The sequence below is a fragment of the Streptomyces sp. NPDC051662 genome, assembly GCF_040681655.1.
Classification (GTDB): Bacteria; Actinomycetota; Actinomycetes; order Streptomycetales; family Streptomycetaceae; genus Streptomyces.
Map to the genome: position 1 here is coordinate 44058 of NZ_JBFAZD010000005.1, position 22740 is coordinate 66797.

Below are 22740 nucleotides of genomic sequence, written 5' to 3' on the forward strand. Positions count from 1 at the left end.
CACCGGCCGCTCCGCCCCGCGACCGCCTCCCCGGTGGTCGCGGGGCGCGGGCGCGTATCCGGCACCAGGTCAGGGGCGTTGTCAGAGGCGGCTGGCACCATCGGCGCATGACCACGATCGACTGGGATTCCCTCGCCGACTCCTTCGACCAGGAGCCCGATCACGGGCTGCTCGACCCCGCCGTCCGCGCCGCCTGGGCCGCCCGGCTGGGCGGCTGGCTGCCCGGGGCGCCCTCCCGTGTGCTCGACCTCGGGTGCGGTACGGGCAGTCTGGCCCTGCTCGCCGCCGAGCAGGGCCATCAGGTGACGGCCGTCGATCTCTCACCCCGCATGGTCGGTCTGGCCAGATCCAAGCTGGCGGGTACGGACGCGGAGGTGCTGGTCGGTGACGCGGGGCGGCCGCCGGTGGGGGAGCGGACATTCGATGTGGTCCTGGCCCGCCATGTGCTGTGGGCGCTGCCCGATCCCGAAGAGACCCTGCGGCACTGGGCGTCGCTGCTGCGACCGGGCGGCCGGCTGGTACTGATCGAGGGGGTCTGGTCCGGTACGGGCCTGCCCGCCGCCCGGCTCACCGCCGCCCTGGCCCCGCTCACCGAACGGGTCCACCACGAGCGGCTCTCGGCGGATCCCGCCCTGTGGGGCCGCCCCGTCGACGACGAGCGATACGCGCTGATCGCCCGGTCGGCCCCGACCCGGCGCCATACCGAAGTGGTCGACGTCCATCTGATCCTGCGCAGGGGCGACGAGGTCCTGCTCGCCCGCCGCTCCGGCACGGGATACGGGGACGGCCTGCTCAACGGCCCCTCAGGACATGTCGAGCGGGGCGAGGACGTCCGTACGGCCATGATCCGTGAGGCGTACGAGGAGATCGGCGTCGAGCTGACCCCCGCCGATCTGCGTGTCGCGCTGGTCATGCAGCACCGGGGACCGGCAGGACAGCCCCGGATCGGCTGGTTCTTCGAAGCCGGGTACGGCGCGGGGGGCGAGCCGTACAACCGCGAGCCGGAGAAGTGTTCCGGCCTCTCCTGGCATCCGCTGTCGGCGCTCCCCGACGATCTGGTCGCCTACTGCCGCGCGGGCCTCGACGCCTACCGCGCCGGCGAACGCTTCGTCATCCACTGGCACGAGGACGGCGATCCGGTCGCCCACACCCCGGGCACCCCCGACCGGTCGGTCATCCTGCCCGCCACCCTCACCCCCACCGCCACCCCCACCCCCGCCGACGGGAGGTAGGAACCATCGATCACGCCTCCCGTCGCGTTCCGGCCACCCCTGTCGTGTACCGCCCGGTGGTGGTGCGTCGTGGGGGAGAATCGGTCCGTGACCTTGAAGATCGTGATCGACCCGGCCGCCACGACCGCACCGTATGAACAACTGCGTGCCCAAATCTCCGCGAAGGCACGGTCCGGCACGCTGCCGGTCGGGTACAGACTCCCGACCGTACGGGGGCTCGCGGAGGAACTGGGGCTGGCCGCCAACACCGTCGCCAAGGCATATCGCGCGCTGGAGACCGACGGGGTGATCGAGACCCGTGGCAGAAACGGTACGTTCGTCGCCGCCGCGGGGGAGGCCGCCGAGCGTGAGACCGCGGCGGCGGCACGGGCCTACGCGGAGCGCGCCCAGCGACTGGGGCTCGGCCGGGCCGCCGCGCTCGCCGCGGTGGAGGAAGCCGTACGGGCCGTCTACGCCAAGTGACCGGAGGCGGCACGGGCCGAGCGCCGGACAGCGGGCGCGGGACGCGGGCGTCGGAGGTATCGAGGCGTCGGAGGTATCGGAGCGTCAGCGGTATCCGGACGTATCAGAGATAGAGGCCCGCGTCCTCGCCCGCGTGCTGGGCCGGGACCGACGCGGGGCCGGTGCCCCGGCGCAGCGCGTACAGCTCCGCCAGCGTCGCCCCCTCGCGGCCGACCGCCGTCTCCCAGTCGCCGTCCTCCCCGCTCAGCCAGGACAGCGCCTCCGGACGGGTCAGCGAGCCGACCTCGATCCTGGCCAGACAGCGGCCCGGCCGGACCACGGCCGGATGCAGCCGCTCCAGATCCTCGTTCGTCGTCACGCCCACCAGGACGTTCCTCCCCTGGCCGAGCAGACCGTCGGTGAGGTTCAGCAGCCGCGACAGCGCCTGGCCCGCCGTGTGCTTGGCCTCACCGCGGATCAGTTCGTCGCAGTCCTCCAGGAGCAGCAGCCGCCAGCGGCCCTTGGCCGAGCCGTCGTCCTCGCCGATCGCGATGTCCATCAGATAGCCGACGTCGTTGAAGAGCCGCTCCGGGTCGAGCACACAGTCCACCTGGCACCAGTCGCGCCAGGAACGGGCCAGCGTGCGCAGCGCGGAGGTCTTGCCGGTGCCCGGCGGGCCGTGCAGCAGAAGCAGCCGGCCCGCGATGTCGTCCGGGGTCACCTTCATCAGCCGGTCCATCGCGTCGGCGACCGGCGCGGTGTAATTGGGCCTCACCTCGTCCCACGTACCCGCCGCGATCTGCCGGGTGGTGCGGTGCGGGCCGCGGCGCGGCGAGACGTACCAGAAGCCCATGGTCACGTTCTCGGGCTGCGGCTCAGGCTCGTCCTGCGCGCCGTCCGTCACCTGGTGGTGGATCTTCTCGGCCAGTTCGGAGCTGACCGCCGTCACCGTGACATCGGCGCCGCGGTTCCAGCGCGACACCAGCAGCGTCCAGCCGGCGCCCTCGGCGAGCGTCGCGCTGCGGTCGTCGTCGCGGGCGGAGCGCAGCACGGTCGCGTCCGGTGGCAGCAGGGTCACACCCGTTCTGACCCGGTCGATCGTGGAGCTGTGGGAGTACGGCTGCTCGCCCGTGGCGAAGCGGCCGAGGAACAGCGCGTCGACCACATCCGAGGGCGAGTCGCTGTCGTCGACGTTGAGCCGGATCGGCAGGGCGTCCTGAGGCTTGGCAGACATGTCGCCCATGATCCGGCACCGGGGCGGCCGATGCACGGTGTTTTGCCCTGTGGCGGCAGCTAGGGCGTGGCGCACCAGTCCCTCGGCGTAGGTGCGCGTACGGAAGCAGCCGAGGCGCGTGCGGACCGCCGGCACCTTGTGATGAATGACCGACCGGTCGTCATGTCGTCCGTACCACCGCCGTTGACGATCCGTGAGCCCTCCGGCGTACATCGCCAGTCACATTCGTAACCTCCCCGATCGGTTCTATTCGAACAAGGGCAAAGTGTGTGCTTTCGCCGCTCCGGATGGGAAGCCTCTGAGAATGTTCTTGGCATGAACACTTCCAGCGAACTGAACTGCCTGGTAACAAAGTTGAGGCAGCAATCCTGCTAGGAGAGGTCTTATGAAACTGTCCCGCATCACAGCCTTCTCGTCCTCGCTCCTTCTGGGCGCCGTGCTGGCTCTCACCGGAGCCGCCACGGCCCAGGCCGCGGACTCGGCAGCGGCCGTCGACTATGTGGCGCTCGGCGACTCGTACTCCTCGGGCGTCGGATCCGGCAGCTACGACAGCGCGAGCGGCAGCTGCAAACGCACCCCCAAGGCGTATCCCGCCCTCTGGGCGGCGGCGAACGCACCCGCCTCGTTCGCGTTCACCGCTTGTTCCGGCGCTCGTACGGGTGATGTGACCGCCGGTCAGCTCGGCCCGGTCAACTCCGGAACCGATCTCATCAGCATCAGCATCGGCGGAAACGACGCCGGCTTCGCCGATGTGATGACCACCTGTGTGCTCCAGTCGGAGGCGACCTGCCTCAGCCGGGTCGCGCAGGCGCGCGCCTTCGTCGACAGCACCCTGCCGGGAAACCTCAACTCGGTGTACACGGCGATCAGATCGAAGGCGCCGTCGGCCCGGGTGGTCGTCCTCGGCTATCCGCGCTTCTACCAGCTCAACGGCACCTGCGCCACGGGGCTGAGCGAGGCGGAGCGGGCCGCGATCAACGGCGCCTCCGACTATCTCAACGCGGCGACCGCCAAGCGGGCGGCCGATTACGGCTTCACCTTCGCCGATGTCGCCGGGGCCTTCACCGGGCATGAGATCTGCTCCGGCTCGGCGTGGCTGCACAGCGTGAACTGGCTCAACATCGGCGAGTCGTACCACCCCACCGCCGCCGGTCAGTCGGGCGGCTATCTGCCGGCCTTCCGCTCGGCGGCCTGACGGGCCCGACGAAGCTGACGGCCTGACGGGCACGACGGCCGTGGCGATCCGAGTCGTGGCGATCTGACGTCGTGACGATGGCGGGGCCGGTGACCGGGGTCCGGTGGGACCCGGAACCGGCCCCGCCGCACGCGCGGGCCGGGATGCGGCGAAGTGTCCAACTCGCCCTGAAATAAGATGGATCGGGCAGTGGTGGTCACTACCCGTACGGGTGTGGTCAATCGCAAAGGCGGTATACACGGGTGTCCGGGTGGGGCGATAGGGTTAACCTGCCCGGGCCGGGTGCCCTCGTACGGGTGGGGAGTGAAATGAAACAGATAACGGTGCACAGCAGGGCGCGAGTCCCTGCGATCACATGCGGGAGCAGCGCGTCCAGTTCGCGCCTCGACCGCCATCTCTCGGTGCTCGGCGGTCCCGCCGTGCCCCAGCGGGAGACGGCCGAGGCGACGCTGCTGATGCAGGAGCTGACCTCGCGTGACAGCTCGGAGACACACGGAAGCAAGAGCGCGCGCGTCTCGCTCTTCGCGCCGCTGCGGCGGCTGCGCCGCTCGCTGTTCGGCAGCCGCCGCTGATCCTCACGGCTCCACGGCGTTGGCGCGCCGCACCGTGAGCGCGTGACCGCCTCACGGAGTTTCCGCGTTCCCAACTGCCCGAGCCCGGCCGCGCGTTCCCGAACGTGCTCGGGTGATCACGCCGCCCGGCGCAGCGCCGCACTCCACTCGTCCGTCATCCCCAACGGCCCGCGGTGGTGTGCCGGAGCGTACGCCCGGTGCGTGACCTCTCCTCAAGCGGCGGCCCCGACCGGTGATCCACTCCCCGACACCGGTCCGGGCCGGCCGCCCGGACGCGCCGGGATGAATGTCACCGCGCCGAGCTGACCGGCCACTTCCTCATTTCGGATGAGCGGGCCGAGTTACGTGCCGACCCGGTCAGCCGCGCCGCGAACCGGAGCCGCGGAACCGGATTCGCGAACCGGAAGAGCGGTAGCAGTCCGAGGGCGCCGAGCGCGCCTGGAACCTCCCCGTCACGATGCCGCCCTCGTCAGATCAGCGCGAACTGGCCTTCCGGCCCCTCCTCGTGATGGTCCAGCACGGAGGCCGGCCGCCGGGCCGCCGCCGGGACCGGCAGAACGCCCGCGGCGCGCAGCTCCGCCGTACCGATCTCGGGGCCGTCCCGGCGCAATCGGGCCTGGAGCGGCCGGAGTTCCGCCAGGAGTGCCAGGACCGTGATCAGCTCAAGCAGCTCCGAGGTCCACTCCCGCGGCCACTCGGACGGGCGGATCGCCGCCAGCGTCCCCGGCTCGGGGCGGGCCGTACGGCGCTCGAACCACAGCTCCAGCGTCCGTACGCCGCCCACCGTGAACTCCCAGGCCCCGGCCGGTACGGGGGAGATTCGGCCCGAGCCGAGCCGGAGCACCTCGTCCCCCGGGTCGTACTCGATCGCCTCGGGCCCGGCCGGAACGGCGGCCCGCACATAGGGACGGCGGCCACCGGGCAGCCGGGGCCGCTCACCGCCGTGCGCCCCGCGCAGCTGGATCCGCGTCAGCCGGCGCCCCAGCTCGACCCCGGAGGCCCAGACGGCGGGATCGGCGGTCAGCGGCACGGCGCAGCCGGCCGGGGTGCCCACGGCGACCGCCAGGGCCCAGGCGAGCAGTTCCTCGGCGGTGACCTCATGGCCGTACCGCGCGGCCAGCAGGGCGGTCAGCCCGGGGGCCAGATTGGGCTCCACGCCGCCGGGGCGGCGGTAGAGCGGCCGGATCCTGCCCGGCCGCCCGGCCGGGGAACGGCCGTCCGGGAGCACCGCGCCGACCAGCAGCGCGGGCCCGGCGGCCTGGGGGACGAACCCCTGCTCCACGGCGAAGATCTGATGGTCGTCGGCGACCCGCCACAGCTCGGGGCGTGCCGCGTCGATCAGCCGGTGGTCGGGGATCAGCCACTGCTCGTCGAACGGTCCGTGGAGCACCCGTACCGGCTCGGGACAGCGCCCCGACTCCCGCGCGAACCGCCCGGTGCCGGTGGCCCGGCCGGGCAGCGCGGCGACCGCGCTGTACGGCGTACGCGCCCGGGTCGGGCCGAACAGCGCCTCGCGCTCGGCGCCCTCGGCCCGTACGAGCCGGTCCCAGCGGGCGGTGAGGGAGGGCCGGTCGGGGGCGAGGATCCACTCCCTGCCGAACCGCAGCGGGGGCGTCGACCATGGCATGAGATCGCTGAGCAGCGGGCTCTCGTCCGTCGCCCCGGACCGCGTCGCCGTCATGCGGACCGTCCCTCCCGTCGGTCTGTGCGCCCTCGACGGCATGCTATCGGCCACCATGTACCGGCCGCCGGGGCGGTTTGCCCCCCTGGAAAGAGCCACTAACCCATGAGGTCCGCCTCGACCGTGACCGAGAAGGAGAACCGGTCCCCCCGGTAGTGGATCCGCGCCACATCCGCGACCCGGCCGCTCTCGTCGTATGTCACCCCCGTGTAGTGCAGGATCGGGCTCAGCAGCGGCACCCGCAGCAGCTCGGCCGTGACCGGGTCCGCGAGCCGGGCCTCCACCGTGTCCGTGATCCGGCTGATACGGACCCCGACCAGGTCACGCAGCACCTTCGTCATCGGCCAGCGCTCCAGATCGGTCACCTCGATACCGGCCGCGATGTCCGGACGGACCGCGTTCTCCGCCCAGTTGACGGGCTCGCCGCTCTCGCCGTCGCAGCGCAGCCTGCGGTACGTGATCACCTCGTCCGCCCCGGGGAAGTACTCCGCGAGATCGCCGGGCACCGGGGCCGGGCCATGGCCGAGAAGTGTGGTCAGCTCACCGGACTGCTGGGCCACGATCGCGTCGATCGAGCCGAGCAGTCGGCGCGGGGCGCCGCGCCGGGCGCCCGGTTCTATGAAGGTGCCGCGCCGCCGGTGCCGGCTGATCAGGCCCTCCTTCTCCAGCTCCTTGAGGGCCTGACGCATCGTCAGCACACTGACGCCGTAGTGCGAGGCGAGCTGTTCCTCGGTCGGCAGCCGGAGCGGATCGTGCGGCCGGCGGCCCAGTATCGAGGCGCGCAGCGACTGCGAGACCTGATACCAGAGCGGAAGCTTGCGGTTCAGGATCAGAGAGTCCGGGGCGAAGGAGGTCACCGGCGACTCCCCGACTGTGGCGACTCCAAAACGGTGGCACCTCCACGACTGTGTGTCCGAAACTCCGGGTCATGGCCTGAAGTGGCGCTCCAGACCCTGCCATACGTTGTCGTAACCGCGCTGAAGATGGGTGGCGCCCGCCGCCTGCTCGGTCGCCGTCACCGGCCAGCGGGTCTCGAACATGAAGGCCAGGCCGTCGTCGATCTTCTGCGGCCTGAGCTCGGCGGCGCTCGCCCGGTCGAAGGTCTCCCGGTCGGGGCCGTGCGCCGACATCATGTTGTGCAGCGAGCCGCCGCCGGGGACGAAGCCCCCCTTGCCCGCCGTCTTGGCATCGTAGGCGCCCTCGATCAGGCCCATGTACTCGCTCATCACATTGCGGTGGAAGTACGGCGGCCGGAACGTGTCCTCGCCGACCAGCCAGCGCGGCGCGAAGACGACGAAGTCGACTCCGGCGAGGCCCGGGGTCTCGGACGGTGATGTCAGCACCGTGAAGATCGACGGGTCGGGGTGGTCGTAGCTGATGGTCCCGATGACATTGAAGCGGCGCAGATCGTAGACGTACGGCACATGATTGCCGTGCCAGGCCACCACATCGAGCGGGGAGTGGTCATAGGTGGCGGCCCAGAGATTGCCGCAGAACTTGTTGACCACCTGGGTCGGCCGCTCGATGTCCTCGTACGCGGCGACCGGCGCGCGGAAGTCACGCGCGTTGGCCAGGCCGTTGGCGCCGATCGGCCCGAGGTCGGGCAGGACGAACGGGCGGCCGTAGTTCTCGCACACATAGCCGCGTGCCGTCTCGTCCAGCGGCTCGACCCGGAAGCGCATCCCGCGCGGTACCAGCGCCACCTCGCCCGGCCGGGCCGCGAGCAGACCCAGCTCCGTACGGATCAGCAGGCCGCCCTGTTCGGGAACGATCAGCAGTTCGCCGTCCGCGTCGCTGAACACCCGGTCCGTCATGGGGGAGTTGGCGTAGTAGAGATGAATCGCCATCCCCGTGCGCTGCGCCGCGTCGCCATTGCCGCCCAGCGTCCACAGACCGGCGAGGAAGTCGGTGCCGGGGGCGGGCTCGGGCAGCGGGTCCCAGCGCAGCCGGTTGGGGTCGGGCACGGTCTCGGTGAACGGGGCGCCACGGACCGAGCCGTTGTCGATACGGGTGAACGGCGGATGCGCGGCCGACGGCCGGATCCGGTACAGCCAGGACCGCCGGTTGTGCGCGCGGGGCTCGGTGAACGCGCTGCCGCTCAGCTGCTCGGCGTAGAGACCGAGCGGCGCGCGCTGGGGCGCGTTGCGGCCGATCGGCAGCGCCCCCGGCACGGCCTCGGAGCTGTGTTCATTGCCGAAGCCGGAGGAGTGGTCCAGCGCCCCGGCCGTCTTCCGCGCCCGCTCGATGTCGTTCGTCATCCGCATGCACTCCTCGATCAAGGAATCCCGGAAGGTTAATCCTATGGACAACCGTAGGATTAGTGGTGCGCCACGTCAACGGGGCCGAGCGGCATCATGGATCCCGTGTCACGCGACCGTACGCATACGCAGCCCGACGCCGAGCCCCACGCCGGCGCCGAACCCGAGCCCGAGCCCGATCCCGTCCCCGACGCCGATGTGGGGGAGGACCCGGAGGCCGACGAAGAATCCGAGGTCGGAGGGCTCCGCAAAGTGCCTGTGCAGCAGCGCAGCACGGAGCGGCTGGCCCGGATTCTCGACGCCTGCGGGGCGCTCCTCGACGAGGGCGGATACGAGCAGTTGTCCACCCGGGCCGTCGCCGCCCGCGCGGGCGTTCCCATCGGCTCGGTCTATCGCTTCTTCGTCAACAAGCGGGCCATGGCGGACGCACTCGGAAGGCGCAATCTCGACAGCTATACCGAGGGCATCGCGGACCGGCTCTCGATGCTCGACCCGAACGACTGGCGGGGCGCCATCGACGCCGTACTGGACGAGTACCTCTCGATGAAGCGCACCGTGCCCGGCTTCTCGCTGGTGGACTTCGGGGCCCAACTCCCGCTCGGCACCCGGCCCCAGCCCCTCGACCGTATCCCCGTCGACCCGGCGACCGACCCCAACCACCGGGTCGCCAGACGCCTCGCGGGACTGCTCGCCGGCCATCTCGGCCGGGCGCCCGACCCGGCGCTGCACCGCACGGTCCTGGTCGCCACCGAGGCCGCCGACGCACTGCTCCAGCTGGCGTTCCGTACGGATCCGGCCGGTGATCCCTGGATCGTGGGGGAGACGAGGAAGCTGCTGCGCGCCTATCTCGCCAGGACCTTCGACTGACGTCGCCGCTTGCCCCCGCGCCCTACCACCCCGGCCGTGACCTGGGCTTTTGCTCGTATTGCTCGCGTGTCAACATCTTGTTAACGGCTGGAGACCAGTCCTAACGTCATCCGGACCGCCGCCCCCGGCGGGAGTTCAAGGGTGAACGTGAGGGGCCTCCTAAATGCTGACCATCCTCGGCTTCGTCATGATCGCCACCTTCCTGGTGCTGATCATGATGAAGAAGATGTCGCCGATCGCGGCGCTGGTGCTCATCCCAGCACTCTTCTGCGTCCTCGTAGGGCAGGGCGGACAGCTGGGTGACTATGTCATCAAGGGCGTCGGCGACCTCGCGCCCACCGCCGCCATGCTGATGTTCGCCATCGTCTACTTCGGCGTGATGATCGACGTCGGGCTCTTCGATCCGATCGTCCGGGGCATTCTGCGCTTCTGCAAGGCAGACCCGATGCGGATCGTCGTCGGTACGGCCGTGCTCGCCGCGATCGTCTCCCTGGACGGCGACGGCTCCACCACCTTCATGATCACCGTCTCCGCGATGTATCCGCTCTACAAGCGGCTCGGGATGAGCCGGATCGTGATGACCGGCGTCGCCGCCACCGCGAACGGCGTGATGAACACCCTGCCCTGGGGCGGTCCTACGGCCCGTGCGGCGACCGCGCTCAAGGTCGACGCCGGCGATGTGTTCGTCCCGATGATCCCGGCGCTCGGCGTCGGACTGCTCGCGGTGTTCTTCCTCGCCTATGTGCTGGGCCTCCGGGAGCGCAAGCGGCTGGGCGTCCTCACCCTCGACGAGGTGCTGGCGACCGGGACCACGAGCGAGACCGTACTGATCGAGGCCGGAAGCGGTACGACCACGACGGCCGCCGGCGCGGGCTCCGGCAAGGGCGGCGCCACCGGTACGGGCAAGGCCATCGGCGGCACCGGCACCGGCGACAGCACCGGCGACGGCACCGGCACCGGCGACGGCAGCCGTACGGACGCCACCGGCGACGACGGGACGTCCGACGACGACGGCTTCCAGGGGCTCGACCCCCACCGCGCGACCCTGCGCCCCCGCCTCTACTGGTTCAACGCCGGGCTGACGGTCGCCCTGCTCACCGCGATGATCATGGAATTGATGCCGATCCCGGTCCTCTTCCTCCTCGGCGCGGCCCTCGCCCTCACCGTCAACTACCCCAACATGGCCGACCAGAAGGCCCGGATCGGTGCCCACGCCGAAAACGTCCTGAACGTCTCCGGCATGGTCTTCGCCGCCGCCGTCTTCACCGGTGTCCTCACCGGCACCGGTATGGTCCAGCACATGGCCGACTGGCTCGTCGGCGCCATTCCGGACGGCATGGGCCCGCACATGGCCATCGTCACCGGGGTGCTGAGCGTGCCGCTCACCTACTTCATGTCCAACGACGGTTTCTACTTCGGAGTCCTGCCCGTGCTCGCAGAGGCCGGCGCCGCCCATGGCGTCTCCCCGCTGGAGATAGCCCGCGCCTCGCTCGTCGGCCAGCCGCTCCATATGTCGAGCCCGCTCGTGCCCGCCGTCTACGTCCTCGTGGGCATGGCCAAGGTCGAGTTCGGCGACCACACCAAGTTCACGGTCAAGTGGGCGGCGCTCACCTCGCTGGTGGTGCTCGCCGCCGGAGTCCTCTTCGGCATCATCTGATGGTCCCCGCCCCGGCCCCGGTCGGGGCGCCCGGTGGGAGAGGCTGGCTCCTGCGTCTGGTCATCGCCTTCGGCTTCGCGCAGGGCGCGGTGTCGATGGCGCGGCCGGCGGTCTCCTACCGGGCACTGTCCGTGGGCGCGGACGAGCGCGCGATCGGTGTGATCACGGCGGTCTACGCGCTGCTGCCGCTCTTCGTCGCCGTACCGCTCGGCCGCAGGACCGACCACGGACGGTGCGCCCCACTGCTGGTGGCCGGCGTGGTCCTCATCTCGGCCGGCTGCGCGCTCAGCGGCACCTCGGGCTCCTTGCCCGAACTGGCCGCCTGGAGCGGGGTGATGGGCCTCGGCCATCTCTGCTTCGTCATCGGCGCCCAGTCGATCGTCGCCCGCCGCAGCGCCCCGGACGAACAGGACCGGAACTTCGGCCACTTCACCATCGGCGCCTCCCTCGGTCAGCTGGCGGGACCGGTCGCCGCGGGCCTGCTGGTCTCCGGCCAGGGCGGCGAGATGGCCCGTACGAGCGCCCTCGCCCTGCTCGTCTCGGCCGCCGCCGCGGCGGTCTCCTTCACCTCGCTGTGGCGGATAGAGGCGCGTACGGCCCGCGCCGCCCCCGCCGGGCGCCGCGCCGCCAAGGTTCCGGTCCACCGCATCCTGCGGACCCGGGGTGTGCCGGCGGGCATCTTCGTCAGCCTGGCCGTGCTCTCCGCGACCGATGTCCTCACCGCCTATCTGCCGGTCATCGGTGAGGAGCGCGGGATCGCGCCCACCGTGATCGGGCTGCTGCTCAGCCTGCGCGCGGCGGCCACCATCGCCTGCCGGCTGGTGATGACCCCGATGATCCGGTGGCTCGGCCGTACGGTCCTGCTCACCGTCACCTGTCTGCTCGGCGGCCTGCTGTGCGCGGGCATCGCCCTGCCCGTACCGGTGTGGGGGCTCGCCCTGATGCTCGCGGCGCTCGGTTTCTGTCTGGGGGTCGGCCAGCCGCTGTCGATGACGACCGTCGTACGGGCCGCCCCCGACGAGGCCCGCTCCACCGCCCTCGCGCTGCGGCTCACCGGCAACCGGCTCGGACAGGTCGCGGCGCCGGCCACCGCCGGGCTGATCGCGGGAGTCGCGGGTACGGCCGCGCCGTTCGTGATGCTCGGCGCGCTGCTGGTGGCCGCGGCCGGACTCGGCCTGCGCGAGTCGGGCGGGACGCCCGCCGCCCCAGCGCCGGGCAGCGGCACCGGAACGGGTACGGACACCAGCACCGGAACGGGTACCGGCACCGGCACGGCCACGGGCACCGGCGAAGAGCCGGGCAGCCGCCCGGCCCCGGCACGCGACACCTCCTGAGTCAGGTCCCGCAAGGTCACCGAACCTTCGCGCGAGTCATTCCCTGACAGCGCGTAGTCGGCTAACTTCAGGCGTCCCACCCGCTCCACCTTTCTCCTTCCCGGGCGGAACCACTCATGACTCGCGCCATCTCTCTGCACAGCGTCAGCAAGGTGTACGGACGCTCCTCTCGCGCCGTCGACCGCTTCTCGATCGATATCGCACCAGGCGAGTTCGTGGTGCTCCTCGGCCCCTCGGGGTGCGGTAAGTCGACCGTGCTGCGCATGATCGCCGGGCTGGAGCACATCACCGACGGCGAACTGCTCCTGGACGGCGAACTCTCCAACGACGCCCCGCCGCGCGAACGTGACATGGCGATGGTGTTCCAGAACTTCGCGCTCTACCCGAACATGACCAACCGCGACAACATCGGCTTCCCCCTCCTGCTGGAGAATCCGCGCGAGGACCGCACCCAACGGGTCGAGGCCACCGCCCGGATGCTCGGTATCGAGAGCGTGCTCGACCGCTATCCGAGCCAGCTCTCCGGTGGCGAACGCCAGCGGGTCGCGATGGGCCGGGCCATCTCCCGGCGGCCCTCCACCTTTCTGATGGACGAACCGCTCTCCAATCTCGACGCGAAGCTGCGCAGCCATCTGCGCGCCGAGATTGCCCAGCTCACCGCCGAACTCGGCGTCACCACCGTCTATGTGACACATGATCAGGCCGAGGCGATGTCACTCGGCGACCGGGTCGCGGTGATGCGCGGCGGAGTGCTCCAGCAGGTGAGCGCGCCGCGCGAGGTGTACGCGCTGCCGGAGAACGTGTTCGTGGCCGCGTTCATCGGCACCCCCCGGATCAATCTGCTCCAGGCCGTGGTGTTCGCGCCACTGGACGGACGGATGTCCATCGACCTCGGCAAACAACGTCTTCCGCTGCCCGAACCCCTCAGCTCCGACCACCAGTTACTCCGTATCCAGCAGGGCAGGCAGATCATCGTCGGGCTGCGCTCCGAGGCGGCCCGGATCGCCGCGCCGAGCCAGGCACGCCCCGGCGAGGTGGCGCTGAGCGGCATCGTCGAGCACATGGAGTACCAGGGCCATGAGGCGCTGGTGCATCTCAACATCGGCTCCCTGCCCGCGATCGTGGCCGACCTCGAATCCCCCCGGCCCAAGTCGCCCACCCGGCGGCGCGGCAGGAGCGGCCCCGGCATGCTGGAGCGGCTCAGGGAGCGCACGATCGGCCGGGTCAGCGGCCCGGTCGTGGCGCTCGACGACCCGGAAGCGCCGCGCCCGGCCACGTACAGCCCGGAGCGCCCCGCCATCTCGGCCAGCGATCTGGTCGTCCGTACCGGCCCCGACATGCGGCTGCGCACGGGCGCGCAGGTGCCGCTCCTCGTCGATCTCGCCCACCTCTATGTCTTCGACGACTACGGCCGCCGGATCTGCCCCGCGCCGAGGGACATGCCGGGACTCGTGGAGATGTGACGGCCTCCCCTCCGGGGCCCCTGGCGCCGTAAAACTCGCACCGCTAGTTTGGTGGTGGCGGGCGAAGTCGGGCACCCCCGGAAGGAATGGCGATGCGGGCATACGACGGGATGTACATCGGCGGCGCGTGGCGGCCCGCGGCGGGGACGGACACGATCGCCGTGGTGAACCCGGCCGACGAGCGGATCATCGCGACCGTCCCGGCCGGTACGGCGGAGGACGTCGACGCGGCCGTACGCGCGGCACGTGCGGCGCTTCCCGGCTGGGCCGCCACCCCGCCCGCCGGGCGAGCCGCCCGTCTCACCGCTCTGCGCGACGCCATGGCGGCCCGTCAGGACGAGATCGCCGCGACCGTCACCGCCGAACTGGGCGCGCCTCTCGCGCTGTCCAGGAAGGTGCACGCCGGGACGCCGATCGCGGTCGCCGGTACGTTCGCCGAGCTGGCCGCCACGTACCCCTTCGAGGAGAAGACCGGCAATTCCACCGTGCTGCTGGAGCCGGTGGGTGTCGTCGGCGCGATCACGCCGTGGAACTATCCGCTGCACCAGATCGTGGCCAAGGTCGCCCCGGCCCTGGCGGCGGGGTGCGCGATCGTCGTCAAACCCGCCGAGGACACCCCGCTGACCGCCCGGCTCTTCGCCGAACTGGTCCATGAAGCGGGCCTGCCCGCCGGGGTGTTCAATCTGGTCACCGGCCTCGGACCGGTCGCGGGCCAGGCCCTCGCCGAGCACGAGGACATCGATCTCGTCTCCTTCACCGGCTCCACCGAGGTCGGCAGGCTGATCGGGGCCACCGCCGGAGCCGCCGTCAAACGCGTCGCCCTCGAACTGGGCGGCAAGTCCGCCAATGTGATCCTGCCGAGCGCGGATCTCGCCAGGGCCGTCGCTGTCGGCGTCGCCAATGTCATGACCAACTCCGGCCAGACATGCAGCGCCTGGACCCGCATGCTGGTCCACACCGACCAGTACGACGAGGCGGTGGAGCTGGCGAAGGCCGCCGCCGCCAAGTACATCGCGGGCGACCCGCTCGACAGCGCGAGCCGGCTCGGCCCGGTCGTCAACGAGAAGCAGCGGGCGCGGATCCGCGGCTATATCGAGCGGGGCGTGGCGGAGGGCGCCGTGCTGGTCGCGGGCGGCCCCGAGGCACCGCACCCCACCGGCTACTACGTCGCCCCGACCGTCTTCGCCGAGGTCACCCCCGGCATGACCATCGCCCAGGAGGAGATCTTCGGCCCCGTCCTCTCCCTTCTGCGGTACGAGGACGAGGAGGACGCCCTCCGGATCGCCAACGGCACCGTCTACGGCCTCGCGGGCGCGGTCTGGGCCCGCGAGGAGTCCGAGGCCGTCGCCTTCGCCCGCCGGATGGACACCGGACAGGTCGACATCAACGGGGGCCGCTTCAACCCGCTCGCGCCGTTCGGCGGCTACAAGCGGTCCGGGGTGGGCCGTGAACTCGGCGCGCACGGTCTCGCCGAGTACCTTCAGACCAAGTCACTCCAGTTCTGAGCCGGGAGAGAACCCTCGTGGTCCGCGCCGCCATCCTGTCCGCCGTCGGAGCCCCGCTGGAGATCGCCGGGATCGAACTCCCCGAACCTGGTCCCGGCCGGGTACGGGTCCGGCTCGCCGCCGCCGGTGTCTGTCACTCCGATCTGTCCCTGTCCAACGGCACGATGCGGATTCCGCTCCCCGCGGTCCTGGGCCACGAGGGCGCCGGAACGGTCGTCTCCGTCGGTGAGGGTGTCACGCATGTGGCGCCGGGCGACGGTGTCGTTCTCAACTGGGCCCCGTCCTGCGGGACCTGCCCGGCCTGTCTGGGCGGTGAGGTCTGGCTCTGCGACAGCGCGCTCGCGGGCGCCGCGGGCATCCATGCCCGCACCGCCGACGGCACGGAGCTCCACCCCGGCCTGAACGTCGGGGCGTTCGCGGAGGAGACGGTCGTCGCCGCCAACTGCGTCCTGCCGCTCCCGGCCGGGGTACCGCTCACCGACGCCGCCCTCCTGGGCTGCGCCGTCCTCACCGGATACGGCGCGGTCCACCACGCGGCGCGGGTCCGCGAGGGCGAGTCCGTGGTGGTCTTCGGTGTCGGCGGGGTCGGTCTCGCCGTTCTCCAGTCCGCCCGGATCGCCGGTGCGGGCCCGGTCATCGCCGTCGATGTCTCCCCGGAGAAGGAGGCGCTGGCCCGCGCGGCCGGAGCCACCGCGTATGTCGTCGCCTCCGACACCACGGCCAAGGAGATCCGCGGGCTCACCGGCGGCCGGGGCGCCGATGTGGCCGTCGAGTGTGTCGGCCGCGCCACGACCATCCGTACGGCCTGGGACTCCACCCGGCGCGGCGGCCGTACGACGGTCGTCGGCATCGGCGGCAAGGACCAGCGCGTCACCTTCAACGCGCTGGAGCTGTTCCACTGGGGCCGTACGCTCTCCGGCTGCGTCTACGGCAACAGCGACCCGTCGAAGGACCTGCCGGTGCTCGCGGAGCACATCCGCGCGGGCCGGTTCGATCTGAGCGCGCTGGTCACCGAACGGATCGCGCTGGACGGCATCCCCGCGGCGTTCGAGAACATGCTCGCGGGCCGGGGAGGCCGGGCCCTGGTGGTCTTCGAGGACGCGTAGACACGCTGGACACGCCCTGGGGCTCCTGTCGACAGACGCTCAGTCCAGCCGGGCGACGCTCAGTCCAGCCGGGCCGCCGCGTCCGCCGCCGTGCTGTCCCCGGCGGCCGTACCGGCCGTACCGCCGTCGTGCCGCGCGACCACGGCGCCGCGGCGCGGACGCGAGCGGGACACCGCCACCCCCGCCAGACACAGGGCGCCGCCCGCCAGCGTGAACAGGCCCGGTATCTCGTCCAGGAGCAGCCAGGCCATCAGAACGACCAGCGCCGGGACCGCGTATGTCGTCGCGCCCATCCGGCCCGCCGTCGTACGGGCCAGCGCGTAGGCCCAGGTCGTGAACGCCAGCGCGGTCGGGAACACGCCCAGATAGACCATGTTGAGCGTGGCCGGCAGCGGGGCGTCGGCGGCCTCGTGGAGCAGTTGTCCGGCGAACGGCAGACAGGCGACCGCGCCGACCAGACAGCCGAAGGTGGTCACCTGGAGCGCGCTCGCCTTCGCCAGCGCGGGCTTCTGCGCCACCACCCCGCCCGCGTAGGCCACCGCCGCCAGCAGACACAGCAGCACCCCCAGTACCGAGGCATGGCCCTCGCCTGACATCGACAGCCCCACCACCACCGCGCCCGCGAACGACACCGCCATGCCCGCCACCAGCCGGGGCGGAAGCGTCTCGCCCAGCAGCCGGGCGCCGAGCAGGGCGATGAGGATCGGGCCCATGTTCACGACCATCGCGGCCGTGCCCGCGTCGACCTCCTGCTCACCCCAGTTGAGCACCACCATGTAGACACCGAACCAGAGCAGACCCGACACCGCGATCCCGGGCCAGGCGGCGCGCGGCGGGAGGCCCTCACGCCGTACGAGCCAGACCGCGCCGAGGACGAGCGCGCCCGCGAGCAGCCGGCCGAGGGCCAGCGCCCCCGGCGAGTAGGCGGTGCCGGCGCTGCGGATGGAGACGAAGGCCGAGGCCCAGAGCACGACCGTGACACCCGCCGCGGCCACGGGCAGCCAGGTCGGAGGGGCGGGGCGGGCGGAGATCGTCGAGTGCGTCATACGGTGAAGGTACGCGGACAACGTGTCGGCGCTCACCGCAGTATCGCGGGCTCGATCCCCAGCCTCTCGTACAGCTCCCGCTCCCCGTCCTCGGTCACCCTCACCGCACGCTCGGAGCCGATCCGTACGCACCATCCGGAGTCCAGGGCATGGCGGCACAGCGCCGCGCCCGCCACCCCGGCCAGATGCGGCTTGCGCTCGGTCCAGTCGAGACACGACCGTACGAGCGGTCGCCGACCGGTGCGCTCAAGGCCGATGCCCTGCTCCCCGAACCAGGCGACGCCCCGGTCGGTGAGGGCGAAACCGGTGTCCTGGCGGAGCAGTCCACGTACGGTCAGCGCGTCCGTGATCGCCAGTCCGAGGCGCCCGGCGAGATGGTCGTAGCAGGTGCGCCCCCGGGCCATGGCGCTGTTCGCCCCGGCCGCGCGCAGTGTGTGGGGCCGCTCCCGCGGGGGCGTGGTGTGCGCGGCCAGATCCTCCACCAACTGGGCGGCGCGCGGGTCGGCGAACCGTACGTAGCGGTGCCGGCCCTGCCGCTCCTCCGTGAGCAGTCCGCCCGCCACCAGCTTTCCCAGATGCTCACTGGCGGTCGACGGGGCGACGCGGGCGTACCGCGCCAGTTCGCCCGCCGTCCACGCGCGGCCGTCCAGCAGGGCGAGACAGAAGACGGCGCGGGTGTCGTCCGCGAGCAGTGACGCCAGGGCGGCGAGCCGGGGGCCCGACCGGCCGGACGGTCCTGACCGCCCGGCGAGGGCGGGGTACCCGGTATGGCTGGAGTGGCTTGAGCTCTCTGTGCGTGCCATGTCTCCAGGATGCGTCAGGGACGGTTCGGCGTGGACCGAAGCGTGGCGCTCGCGGGAGCCGGTCCGGTATCCGTCGCCGACGCGTACCGCTCGTGCTGGATCGCCAGGCCGTCGAGCAGCGCCCGCAGCCCCGTCTCGAAGGCTCCCTCGTCCACCTGCCGCTGCCGCTCGGCGAGCAGATGGGCCTGGCCGAGGTGCGGATAGTCGGCCGGGTCGTACGCCGTCGCGTCGTCGACGAAGCCGCGCGCGAACGAGCCGAGCGCGGAGCCGGTGATGAAGTACCGCATCAGCGCGCCGATATGGGTGGCCTGCGCGGGCGGCCAGCCGGCCCGGACCATGGCGCCGAAGACGGCGTCGGCGACCCGGAGCCCGGCCGGCCGGCGGCCGGGTCCGACGGCGAGGACCGGGACGAGATGCGGGTGGTCGGCGAGCGCCGCGCGGTAGGAGACGGCCCAGTCGTGCAGCGCGGTGCGCCAGTCGCGGCCGTCGCTCTCCTCGAACATCGACAGATCGACCTGCGCGCTGACCGCGTCGGCGACGGCTTCGAGGATCTCGTCCTTGGTGCGGAAGTGGTTGTAGAGGGAGGGCCCGCTCACCCCGAGCTCGGCGGCGAGCCGCCGGGTGGAGACCGCTTCCAGGCCCTCGGCGTCCACGAGCGCGCCCGCCGCCTCGACGATGCGTTCTCTGCTGAGCAAAGGCTTGCGCGGTCTGGCCATGGCGCACATAGTAGGGCCTGCCAACCAGAAACTAGCAGTGCTAATTAACAGTGCTCGTCGACCGTGGGGTGCGCAGGTGAATCTGGAGCTGAGCGAGGAGCACGAGGCGGTACGCACGCTCGCCGGGGACTTCGTCGACCGTGACATCGCCCCGTACGCCGCCGACTGGGACCGGCGCGAGAGCGTCGACCGGGGGATCGTCGCCAAACTCGGCGCGCTGGGCTTCCTCGGGCTCACCGTCCCCGAGGAGTACGGCGGCTCGGGCGGTGACCACTTCGCGTACTGCCTGGTCACGGAGGAGCTGGGCCGGGGCGACTCGTCGGTGCGCGGCATCGTCTCCGTATCGCTCGGCCTTGTCGCCAAGTCCATCGCGGCCTGGGGCGACGAGGAGCAGAAGCGCGCGTGGCTGCCGGGGCTCACCTCCGGCCGTACCCTCGGCTGCTTCGGGCTCACCGAGTCGGGCACCGGCTCGGACGCCGGCGCGCTCGCGACCCGGGCCGCCCGGGACGGCGGCGACTGGGTGATCAACGGCTCCAAGATGTTCATCACCAACGGCACCTGGGCCGATGTGGTCCTGCTGTTCGCGCGCAGCAACGACGCCCCGGGGCACCGGGGCGTCTCCGCCTTCCTCGTACCGGCCGACAGCCCCGGCCTCACCCGGCGCGAGCTGCACGGCAAGCTCGGACTGCGCGGCCAGGCCACCGCCGAACTGACCCTGGACGACGTCCGGGTCCCGGCCACCGCGCTGCTCGGCCCCGAGGGCAAGGGGTTCTCCCTCGCCATGTCCGCGCTGGCCAAGGGCCGGATGTCCGTCGCCGCCGGCTGCGTCGGGATCGCGCGGGCGGCGCTCGAAGCGGCGGTCGGGTACGCGGGGGAGCGCGAGCAGTTCGGCAGGTCCATCGCCCACTATCAGCTGGTCCAGGAGCTGATCAGCGACATCGCGGTCGATGTGGACGCGGCCCGGCTGCTGACCTGGCGGGTCGCCGATCTGATCGACCGGGGCGAGGAGTTCGCCACCGCCGCCTCCAAGGCCAAGCTCTTCGCCTCCGAGGCCGCCGTACGCGCCGCCAACAACGCGCTCCAGGTCTTCGGCGGATACGGCTATATCGACGAGTACCCGGTCGGCAAACTCCTGCGCGACGCCCGGGTGATGACGCTCTACGAGGGCACCAGCCAGATCCAGAAACTGATCATCGGCCGGGCGCTGACGGGTGTGTCGGCCTTCTGAGTAGCGGCTGAGTACGGGTACGGATGTGGCGGGCGCCGGGGCCCTCGATGCTGACCGGTATGACTGAGACTTCCGTCAAGCAGCAGAACACCGCGGCCTTCTACGGTCAGGCCGTCCTCTCCTTCGGCCTGGCGCTGGCGGCCGTGACCGTCGGCATCATCAAGCTCGAAGCCAGCGCGTGGGTGCGCGGCTTTCTCGGTATCGCCGTCCTGTATCTGACGACCTCGGCGTTCACCCTGGCCAAGGTGGTCAGGGACCGGCAGGAGGCCGGGCAGATCGTCAGCCGGGTCGACCAGGCCAGACTTGAGAAGATCCTCGCGGAGCACGACCCGTTCCAGAAACTCTGATCCGCCGGCCCCCGCGAGGGAGGCCCTGCGTCGCTCTAAGCGCTTGCTCACCCTCGGGGTATGGTGTTCGTCCCGCCCGGTGGGCCGGGCGGGACGGGTGAGCCGGATGGAACGGGAAGAGGTGAGCGATGCGCGCGGCGGAGCGGACAGCGGACGGCGAGAACGCGCCGTGGGGTGAGGTCACCCCGGAGGCGGCCAGAAAACTGCTGGTCGCCGCGGTCGAGGCGTTCGCCGAGCGTGGATACCACGCCACCACCACCCGCGATATCGCCGGGCGCGCCGGGATGAGTCCGGCGGCGCTCTACATCCACTACAAGACCAAGGAAGAGCTGCTCCACCGGATCAGCCGGATCGGCCACGACAAGGCCCTGGCGCTGCTGACGGCCGCGGCCGACGGCGAGGGCACGGCGGCGCAGCGGCTCGCCGAGGCCGTCCACTCCTTCGTACGCTGGCACGCCGAGGGGCACACCACGGCACGGGTCGTGCAGTACGAGCTGGACGCGCTCGGTCCCGAGCACCGCGCCGAGATCGTCGAACTGCGGCGGCGCAGCACGGCGGCGGTGCGGCGCATCCTCGTCGACGGGGTGCGGGAGGGGGAGTTCGACGTTCCCGATGTACCGGGCACCACGCTCGCGGTGCTGTCGCTCTGTATCGATGTGGCGCGCTGGTTCAACGCGGCGGGGGCCAGGACCCCCGACGAGGTCGGCGCGCTCTACGCCGACCTCGTCCTGCGCATGGTCGCCGCGCAGAAGTAGAACGCGCGGGAGCTGGACGCGCGGAGTGGAACGCGTGGAAGCTGGACGCGCGGAGTGGAACGCGCGAAGACGGACCGGGCGGAGACAGACCGGGCGGACGCGGAGCCGTCAGAAGTAGTACCGGGAGACCGACTCCGCCACACAGGCCGGCTTCTCACCGCCCTCGCGCTCGACCGTCACGAGCGTGGTGATCTGCACCCCGCCGCCCGCCTCCGTGACCTCCGTCAGGACGGCCGACGCGCGCAGTCGCGAGCCGACCGGCACGGGGGAGGGGAAACGGACCTTGTTGGTCCCGTAGTTGATGCCCATCGTCACGTTCTCGACCCGCAGGATCTGCGGCACGAACGCGGGCAGCAGCGACAGCGTCAGATAGCCGTGCGCGATCGTCGTCCCGAACGGCCCCGCCGCGGCCCGCTCCGGGTCCACATGGATCCACTGGTGATCACCGGTGGCCTCGGCGAAGAGGTCGATCCGCTTCTGGTCGACCTCCAGCCACTCGCTGTGCCCCAACTGCTCGCCGACCCCGGCGCGCAGCTCCTCGGCGGAGGTGAAGATCCTCGGCTCGGCCATGTCCCTGCTCCCTGCCTCTCAAGCCCATGAAGCCCGTCCAGCGCGTCCGGAGCGCGTCCGGCGCATCCGTCTAAGCGCTTGCTCAGCATGTTGGGCGGGCGCGCTCCTGTCAACGCGGACACAGGGTGCACCGCCTAGGGTTTGAGGGGTGCCTCAGATTCCCGAGAAGATCCACGAACTCACCGTCGGCCAGCTGGCGGCGCGCAGCGGTGCCGCCGTGTCCGCCCTGCACTTCTACGAGTCCAAGGGGCTCATCAGCAGCCGCAGGACAAGCGGCAACCAGCGCCGCTACGGGCGCGACGCACTGCGCCGCGTCGCCTTCGTCCGTGCCGCCCAGCGCGTCGGTATCCCGCTCGCGACGATCAGGGACGCCCTGGCCGAACTCCCCGAGGAGCGCACCCCCAACCGGGACGACTGGGCGCGGCTCTCGGAGGCCTGGCGCGCGGAGCTGGACGAGCGCATCACACAACTCGGGCGGCTCCGTGATCACTTGACCGACTGCATCGGCTGCGGCTGTCTGTCGCTGGAAACCTGTGTGCTGTCCAACCCGGACGACATCTTCGGTGAGCGCATGACGGGCTCGCGCCTGCTCCCGGAGCGCCGGACTCCGAAGAGCCCCGACTGCTCCTGACGACCACGCACGGCCATCACCCGTGCCGTGCCGGCCGTGCCACAGGACCGAACCGGTCACCGATTCCGCGGGGGCGCGCCGTACCCGGGGTCCGCCCCC

22 protein-coding genes are annotated in these 22740 nt (G+C 71.5%); 14 read left to right on the forward strand and 8 right to left on the reverse strand.

Going from position 1 to position 22740, the window contains the following annotated elements; translation table 11 throughout:
* Positions 1-107 precede the first annotated feature (107 nt).
* Together AB0M67_RS10150 and AB0M67_RS10155 are read left to right on the forward strand one after the other, a co-directional pair.
* On the forward strand, positions 108-1232 hold the full coding sequence (locus AB0M67_RS10150) for a methyltransferase domain-containing protein (protein ID WP_365744570.1): 1125 nt from the start codon (positions 108-110) through the stop codon (positions 1230-1232).
* 87 nt (positions 1233-1319) lie between these two features.
* Positions 1320-1694 (forward strand): GntR family transcriptional regulator, encoded by a 375-nt coding sequence (locus AB0M67_RS10155; protein WP_365744572.1) that lies wholly within the window; start codon positions 1320-1322, stop codon positions 1692-1694.
* A gap of 103 nt (positions 1695-1797) precedes the next feature.
* Here AB0M67_RS10155 and AB0M67_RS10160 read toward each other — a convergent pair whose 3' ends face one another.
* Positions 1798-2907 carry a DUF5925 domain-containing protein gene (locus AB0M67_RS10160; protein ID WP_365744574.1) on the reverse strand — a complete coding sequence of 370 codons (1110 nt, stop codon included), beginning with the start codon at positions 2905-2907 and terminating at the stop codon, positions 1798-1800.
* A gap of 385 nt (positions 2908-3292) precedes the next feature.
* Here AB0M67_RS10160 and AB0M67_RS10165 point away from each other — a divergent pair, with 385 nt between their 5' ends.
* Together AB0M67_RS10165 and AB0M67_RS10170 are read left to right on the forward strand one after the other, a co-directional pair.
* Positions 3293-4102, forward strand: a complete 810-nt coding sequence (locus tag AB0M67_RS10165; RefSeq protein ID WP_365744576.1) for an SGNH/GDSL hydrolase family protein — start codon at positions 3293-3295, stop codon at positions 4100-4102.
* 308 nt (positions 4103-4410) lie between these two features.
* On the forward strand, positions 4411-4674 hold the full coding sequence (locus AB0M67_RS10170) for a hypothetical protein (protein ID WP_365744578.1): 264 nt from the start codon (positions 4411-4413) through the stop codon (positions 4672-4674).
* A gap of 469 nt (positions 4675-5143) precedes the next feature.
* Here the strand turns inward: AB0M67_RS10170 and AB0M67_RS10175 are convergent, their stop codons facing one another.
* The 3 genes from AB0M67_RS10175 to hmgA form a co-directional block, all read right to left on the reverse strand.
* Entirely contained in the window at positions 5144-6355 is a 1212-nt protein-coding gene (locus AB0M67_RS10175; RefSeq protein WP_365744580.1) for a type ISP restriction/modification enzyme, read from the reverse strand.
* Between the two features lie 98 nt (positions 6356-6453).
* Positions 6454-7212 (reverse strand): GntR family transcriptional regulator, encoded by a 759-nt coding sequence (locus tag AB0M67_RS10180; protein ID WP_365744582.1) that lies wholly within the window; start codon positions 7210-7212, stop codon positions 6454-6456.
* A 69-nt stretch (positions 7213-7281) separates the two neighbouring features.
* Positions 7282-8613: a homogentisate 1,2-dioxygenase gene (hmgA, locus tag AB0M67_RS10185; RefSeq protein ID WP_365744584.1), complete on the reverse strand. Its 1332-nt coding sequence runs from the start codon at positions 8611-8613 to the stop codon at positions 7282-7284.
* 198 nt (positions 8614-8811) lie between these two features.
* On the opposite strand from hmgA, the gene AB0M67_RS10190 reads away from it, so the two are divergent.
* From AB0M67_RS10190 to AB0M67_RS10215, 6 genes are all read left to right on the forward strand, one after another.
* Entirely contained in the window at positions 8812-9480 is a 669-nt protein-coding gene (locus AB0M67_RS10190) for a TetR/AcrR family transcriptional regulator (RefSeq protein ID WP_365745151.1), read from the forward strand.
* Positions 9481-9643: 163 nt separating this feature from the next.
* Positions 9644-11137, forward strand: a complete 1494-nt coding sequence (locus AB0M67_RS10195; protein ID WP_365744586.1) for a citrate:proton symporter — start codon at positions 9644-9646, stop codon at positions 11135-11137.
* Positions 11137-12471, forward strand: coding sequence for an MFS transporter (locus AB0M67_RS10200; RefSeq protein WP_365744588.1), 1335 nt, complete (start codon positions 11137-11139; stop codon positions 12469-12471). The genes AB0M67_RS10195 and AB0M67_RS10200 overlap by 1 nt, the downstream gene beginning before the upstream one ends.
* A 116-nt stretch (positions 12472-12587) precedes the next feature.
* Positions 12588-13934, forward strand: a complete 1347-nt coding sequence (locus AB0M67_RS10205; RefSeq protein ID WP_365744590.1) for an ABC transporter ATP-binding protein — start codon at positions 12588-12590, stop codon at positions 13932-13934.
* A gap of 92 nt (positions 13935-14026) precedes the next feature.
* A complete protein-coding gene (locus AB0M67_RS10210) occupies positions 14027-15439 on the forward strand; it encodes an aldehyde dehydrogenase family protein (RefSeq protein WP_365744592.1) in 1413 nt (470 codons plus the stop codon).
* 17 nt (positions 15440-15456) lie between these two features.
* Complete coding sequence (locus AB0M67_RS10215) at positions 15457-16545, forward strand: zinc-binding dehydrogenase (protein WP_365744594.1); 1089 nt, start codon at positions 15457-15459, stop codon at positions 16543-16545.
* A 59-nt stretch (positions 16546-16604) separates the two neighbouring features.
* On the opposite strand, the gene AB0M67_RS10220 is transcribed toward AB0M67_RS10215, so the two are convergent.
* From AB0M67_RS10220 to AB0M67_RS10230, 3 genes are read right to left on the reverse strand one after another with little or no spacing between them, the layout of a single operon-like run.
* Positions 16605-17591: a DMT family transporter gene (locus AB0M67_RS10220; protein ID WP_365744596.1), complete on the reverse strand. Its 987-nt coding sequence runs from the start codon at positions 17589-17591 to the stop codon at positions 16605-16607.
* 32 nt (positions 17592-17623) lie between these two features.
* Positions 17624-18394, reverse strand: coding sequence for a winged helix-turn-helix domain-containing protein (locus tag AB0M67_RS10225; RefSeq protein ID WP_365744598.1), 771 nt, complete (start codon positions 18392-18394; stop codon positions 17624-17626).
* A gap of 14 nt (positions 18395-18408) precedes the next feature.
* Entirely contained in the window at positions 18409-19110 is a 702-nt protein-coding gene (locus AB0M67_RS10230; RefSeq protein ID WP_365744600.1) for a TetR/AcrR family transcriptional regulator, read from the reverse strand.
* 76 nt (positions 19111-19186) lie between these two features.
* Between AB0M67_RS10230 and AB0M67_RS10235 the strand changes: the two genes are divergently transcribed.
* From AB0M67_RS10235 to AB0M67_RS10245, 3 genes are all read left to right on the forward strand, one after another.
* Complete coding sequence (locus AB0M67_RS10235) at positions 19187-20338, forward strand: acyl-CoA dehydrogenase family protein (RefSeq protein ID WP_365744602.1); 1152 nt, start codon at positions 19187-19189, stop codon at positions 20336-20338.
* Between the two features lie 59 nt (positions 20339-20397).
* Positions 20398-20685: a YiaA/YiaB family inner membrane protein gene (locus AB0M67_RS10240; protein WP_365744604.1), complete on the forward strand. Its 288-nt coding sequence runs from the start codon at positions 20398-20400 to the stop codon at positions 20683-20685.
* A 128-nt stretch (positions 20686-20813) separates the two neighbouring features.
* Positions 20814-21440: a TetR/AcrR family transcriptional regulator gene (locus tag AB0M67_RS10245; RefSeq protein WP_365744605.1), complete on the forward strand. Its 627-nt coding sequence runs from the start codon at positions 20814-20816 to the stop codon at positions 21438-21440.
* Between the two features lie 108 nt (positions 21441-21548).
* Here AB0M67_RS10245 and AB0M67_RS10250 read toward each other — a convergent pair whose 3' ends face one another.
* Positions 21549-22010 (reverse strand): MaoC family dehydratase, encoded by a 462-nt coding sequence (locus AB0M67_RS10250; RefSeq protein ID WP_365744607.1) that lies wholly within the window; start codon positions 22008-22010, stop codon positions 21549-21551.
* Between the two features lie 148 nt (positions 22011-22158).
* On the opposite strand from AB0M67_RS10250, the gene soxR reads away from it, so the two are divergent.
* Complete coding sequence (gene soxR / locus AB0M67_RS10255; protein ID WP_365744609.1) at positions 22159-22641, forward strand: redox-sensitive transcriptional activator SoxR; 483 nt, start codon at positions 22159-22161, stop codon at positions 22639-22641.
* Positions 22642-22740 lie beyond the last annotated feature (99 nt).

Bases quoted from the DNA above. Each gene is read 5' to 3' on its own strand.
- AB0M67_RS10150 (WP_365744570.1), top strand. From the start codon at position 108: ATGACCACGATCGACTGGGATTCCCTCGCCGACTCCTTCGACCAGGAG.
- AB0M67_RS10160 (WP_365744574.1), bottom strand. From the start codon at position 2,907: ATGTCTGCCAAGCCTCAGGACGCCCTGCCGATCCGGCTCAACGTCGAC.
- AB0M67_RS10165 (WP_365744576.1), top strand. From the start codon at position 3,293: ATGAAACTGTCCCGCATCACAGCCTTCTCGTCCTCGCTCCTTCTGGGC.
- AB0M67_RS10170 (WP_365744578.1), top strand. From the start codon at position 4,411: ATGAAACAGATAACGGTGCACAGCAGGGCGCGAGTCCCTGCGATCACA.
- AB0M67_RS10175 (WP_365744580.1), bottom strand. From the start codon at position 6,355: ATGACGGCGACGCGGTCCGGGGCGACGGACGAGAGCCCGCTGCTCAGC.
- hmgA (WP_365744584.1), bottom strand. From the start codon at position 8,613: ATGACGAACGACATCGAGCGGGCGCGGAAGACGGCCGGGGCGCTGGAC.
- AB0M67_RS10195 (WP_365744586.1), top strand. From the start codon at position 9,644: ATGCTGACCATCCTCGGCTTCGTCATGATCGCCACCTTCCTGGTGCTG.
- AB0M67_RS10200 (WP_365744588.1), top strand. From the start codon at position 11,137: ATGGTCCCCGCCCCGGCCCCGGTCGGGGCGCCCGGTGGGAGAGGCTGG.
- AB0M67_RS10205 (WP_365744590.1), top strand. From the start codon at position 12,588: ATGACTCGCGCCATCTCTCTGCACAGCGTCAGCAAGGTGTACGGACGC.
- AB0M67_RS10210 (WP_365744592.1), top strand. From the start codon at position 14,027: ATGCGGGCATACGACGGGATGTACATCGGCGGCGCGTGGCGGCCCGCG.
- AB0M67_RS10220 (WP_365744596.1), bottom strand. From the start codon at position 17,591: ATGACGCACTCGACGATCTCCGCCCGCCCCGCCCCTCCGACCTGGCTG.
- AB0M67_RS10225 (WP_365744598.1), bottom strand. From the start codon at position 18,394: ATGGCACGCACAGAGAGCTCAAGCCACTCCAGCCATACCGGGTACCCC.
- AB0M67_RS10230 (WP_365744600.1), bottom strand. From the start codon at position 19,110: ATGGCCAGACCGCGCAAGCCTTTGCTCAGCAGAGAACGCATCGTCGAG.
- AB0M67_RS10240 (WP_365744604.1), top strand. From the start codon at position 20,398: ATGACTGAGACTTCCGTCAAGCAGCAGAACACCGCGGCCTTCTACGGT.
- AB0M67_RS10245 (WP_365744605.1), top strand. From the start codon at position 20,814: ATGCGCGCGGCGGAGCGGACAGCGGACGGCGAGAACGCGCCGTGGGGT.
- AB0M67_RS10250 (WP_365744607.1), bottom strand. From the start codon at position 22,010: ATGGCCGAGCCGAGGATCTTCACCTCCGCCGAGGAGCTGCGCGCCGGG.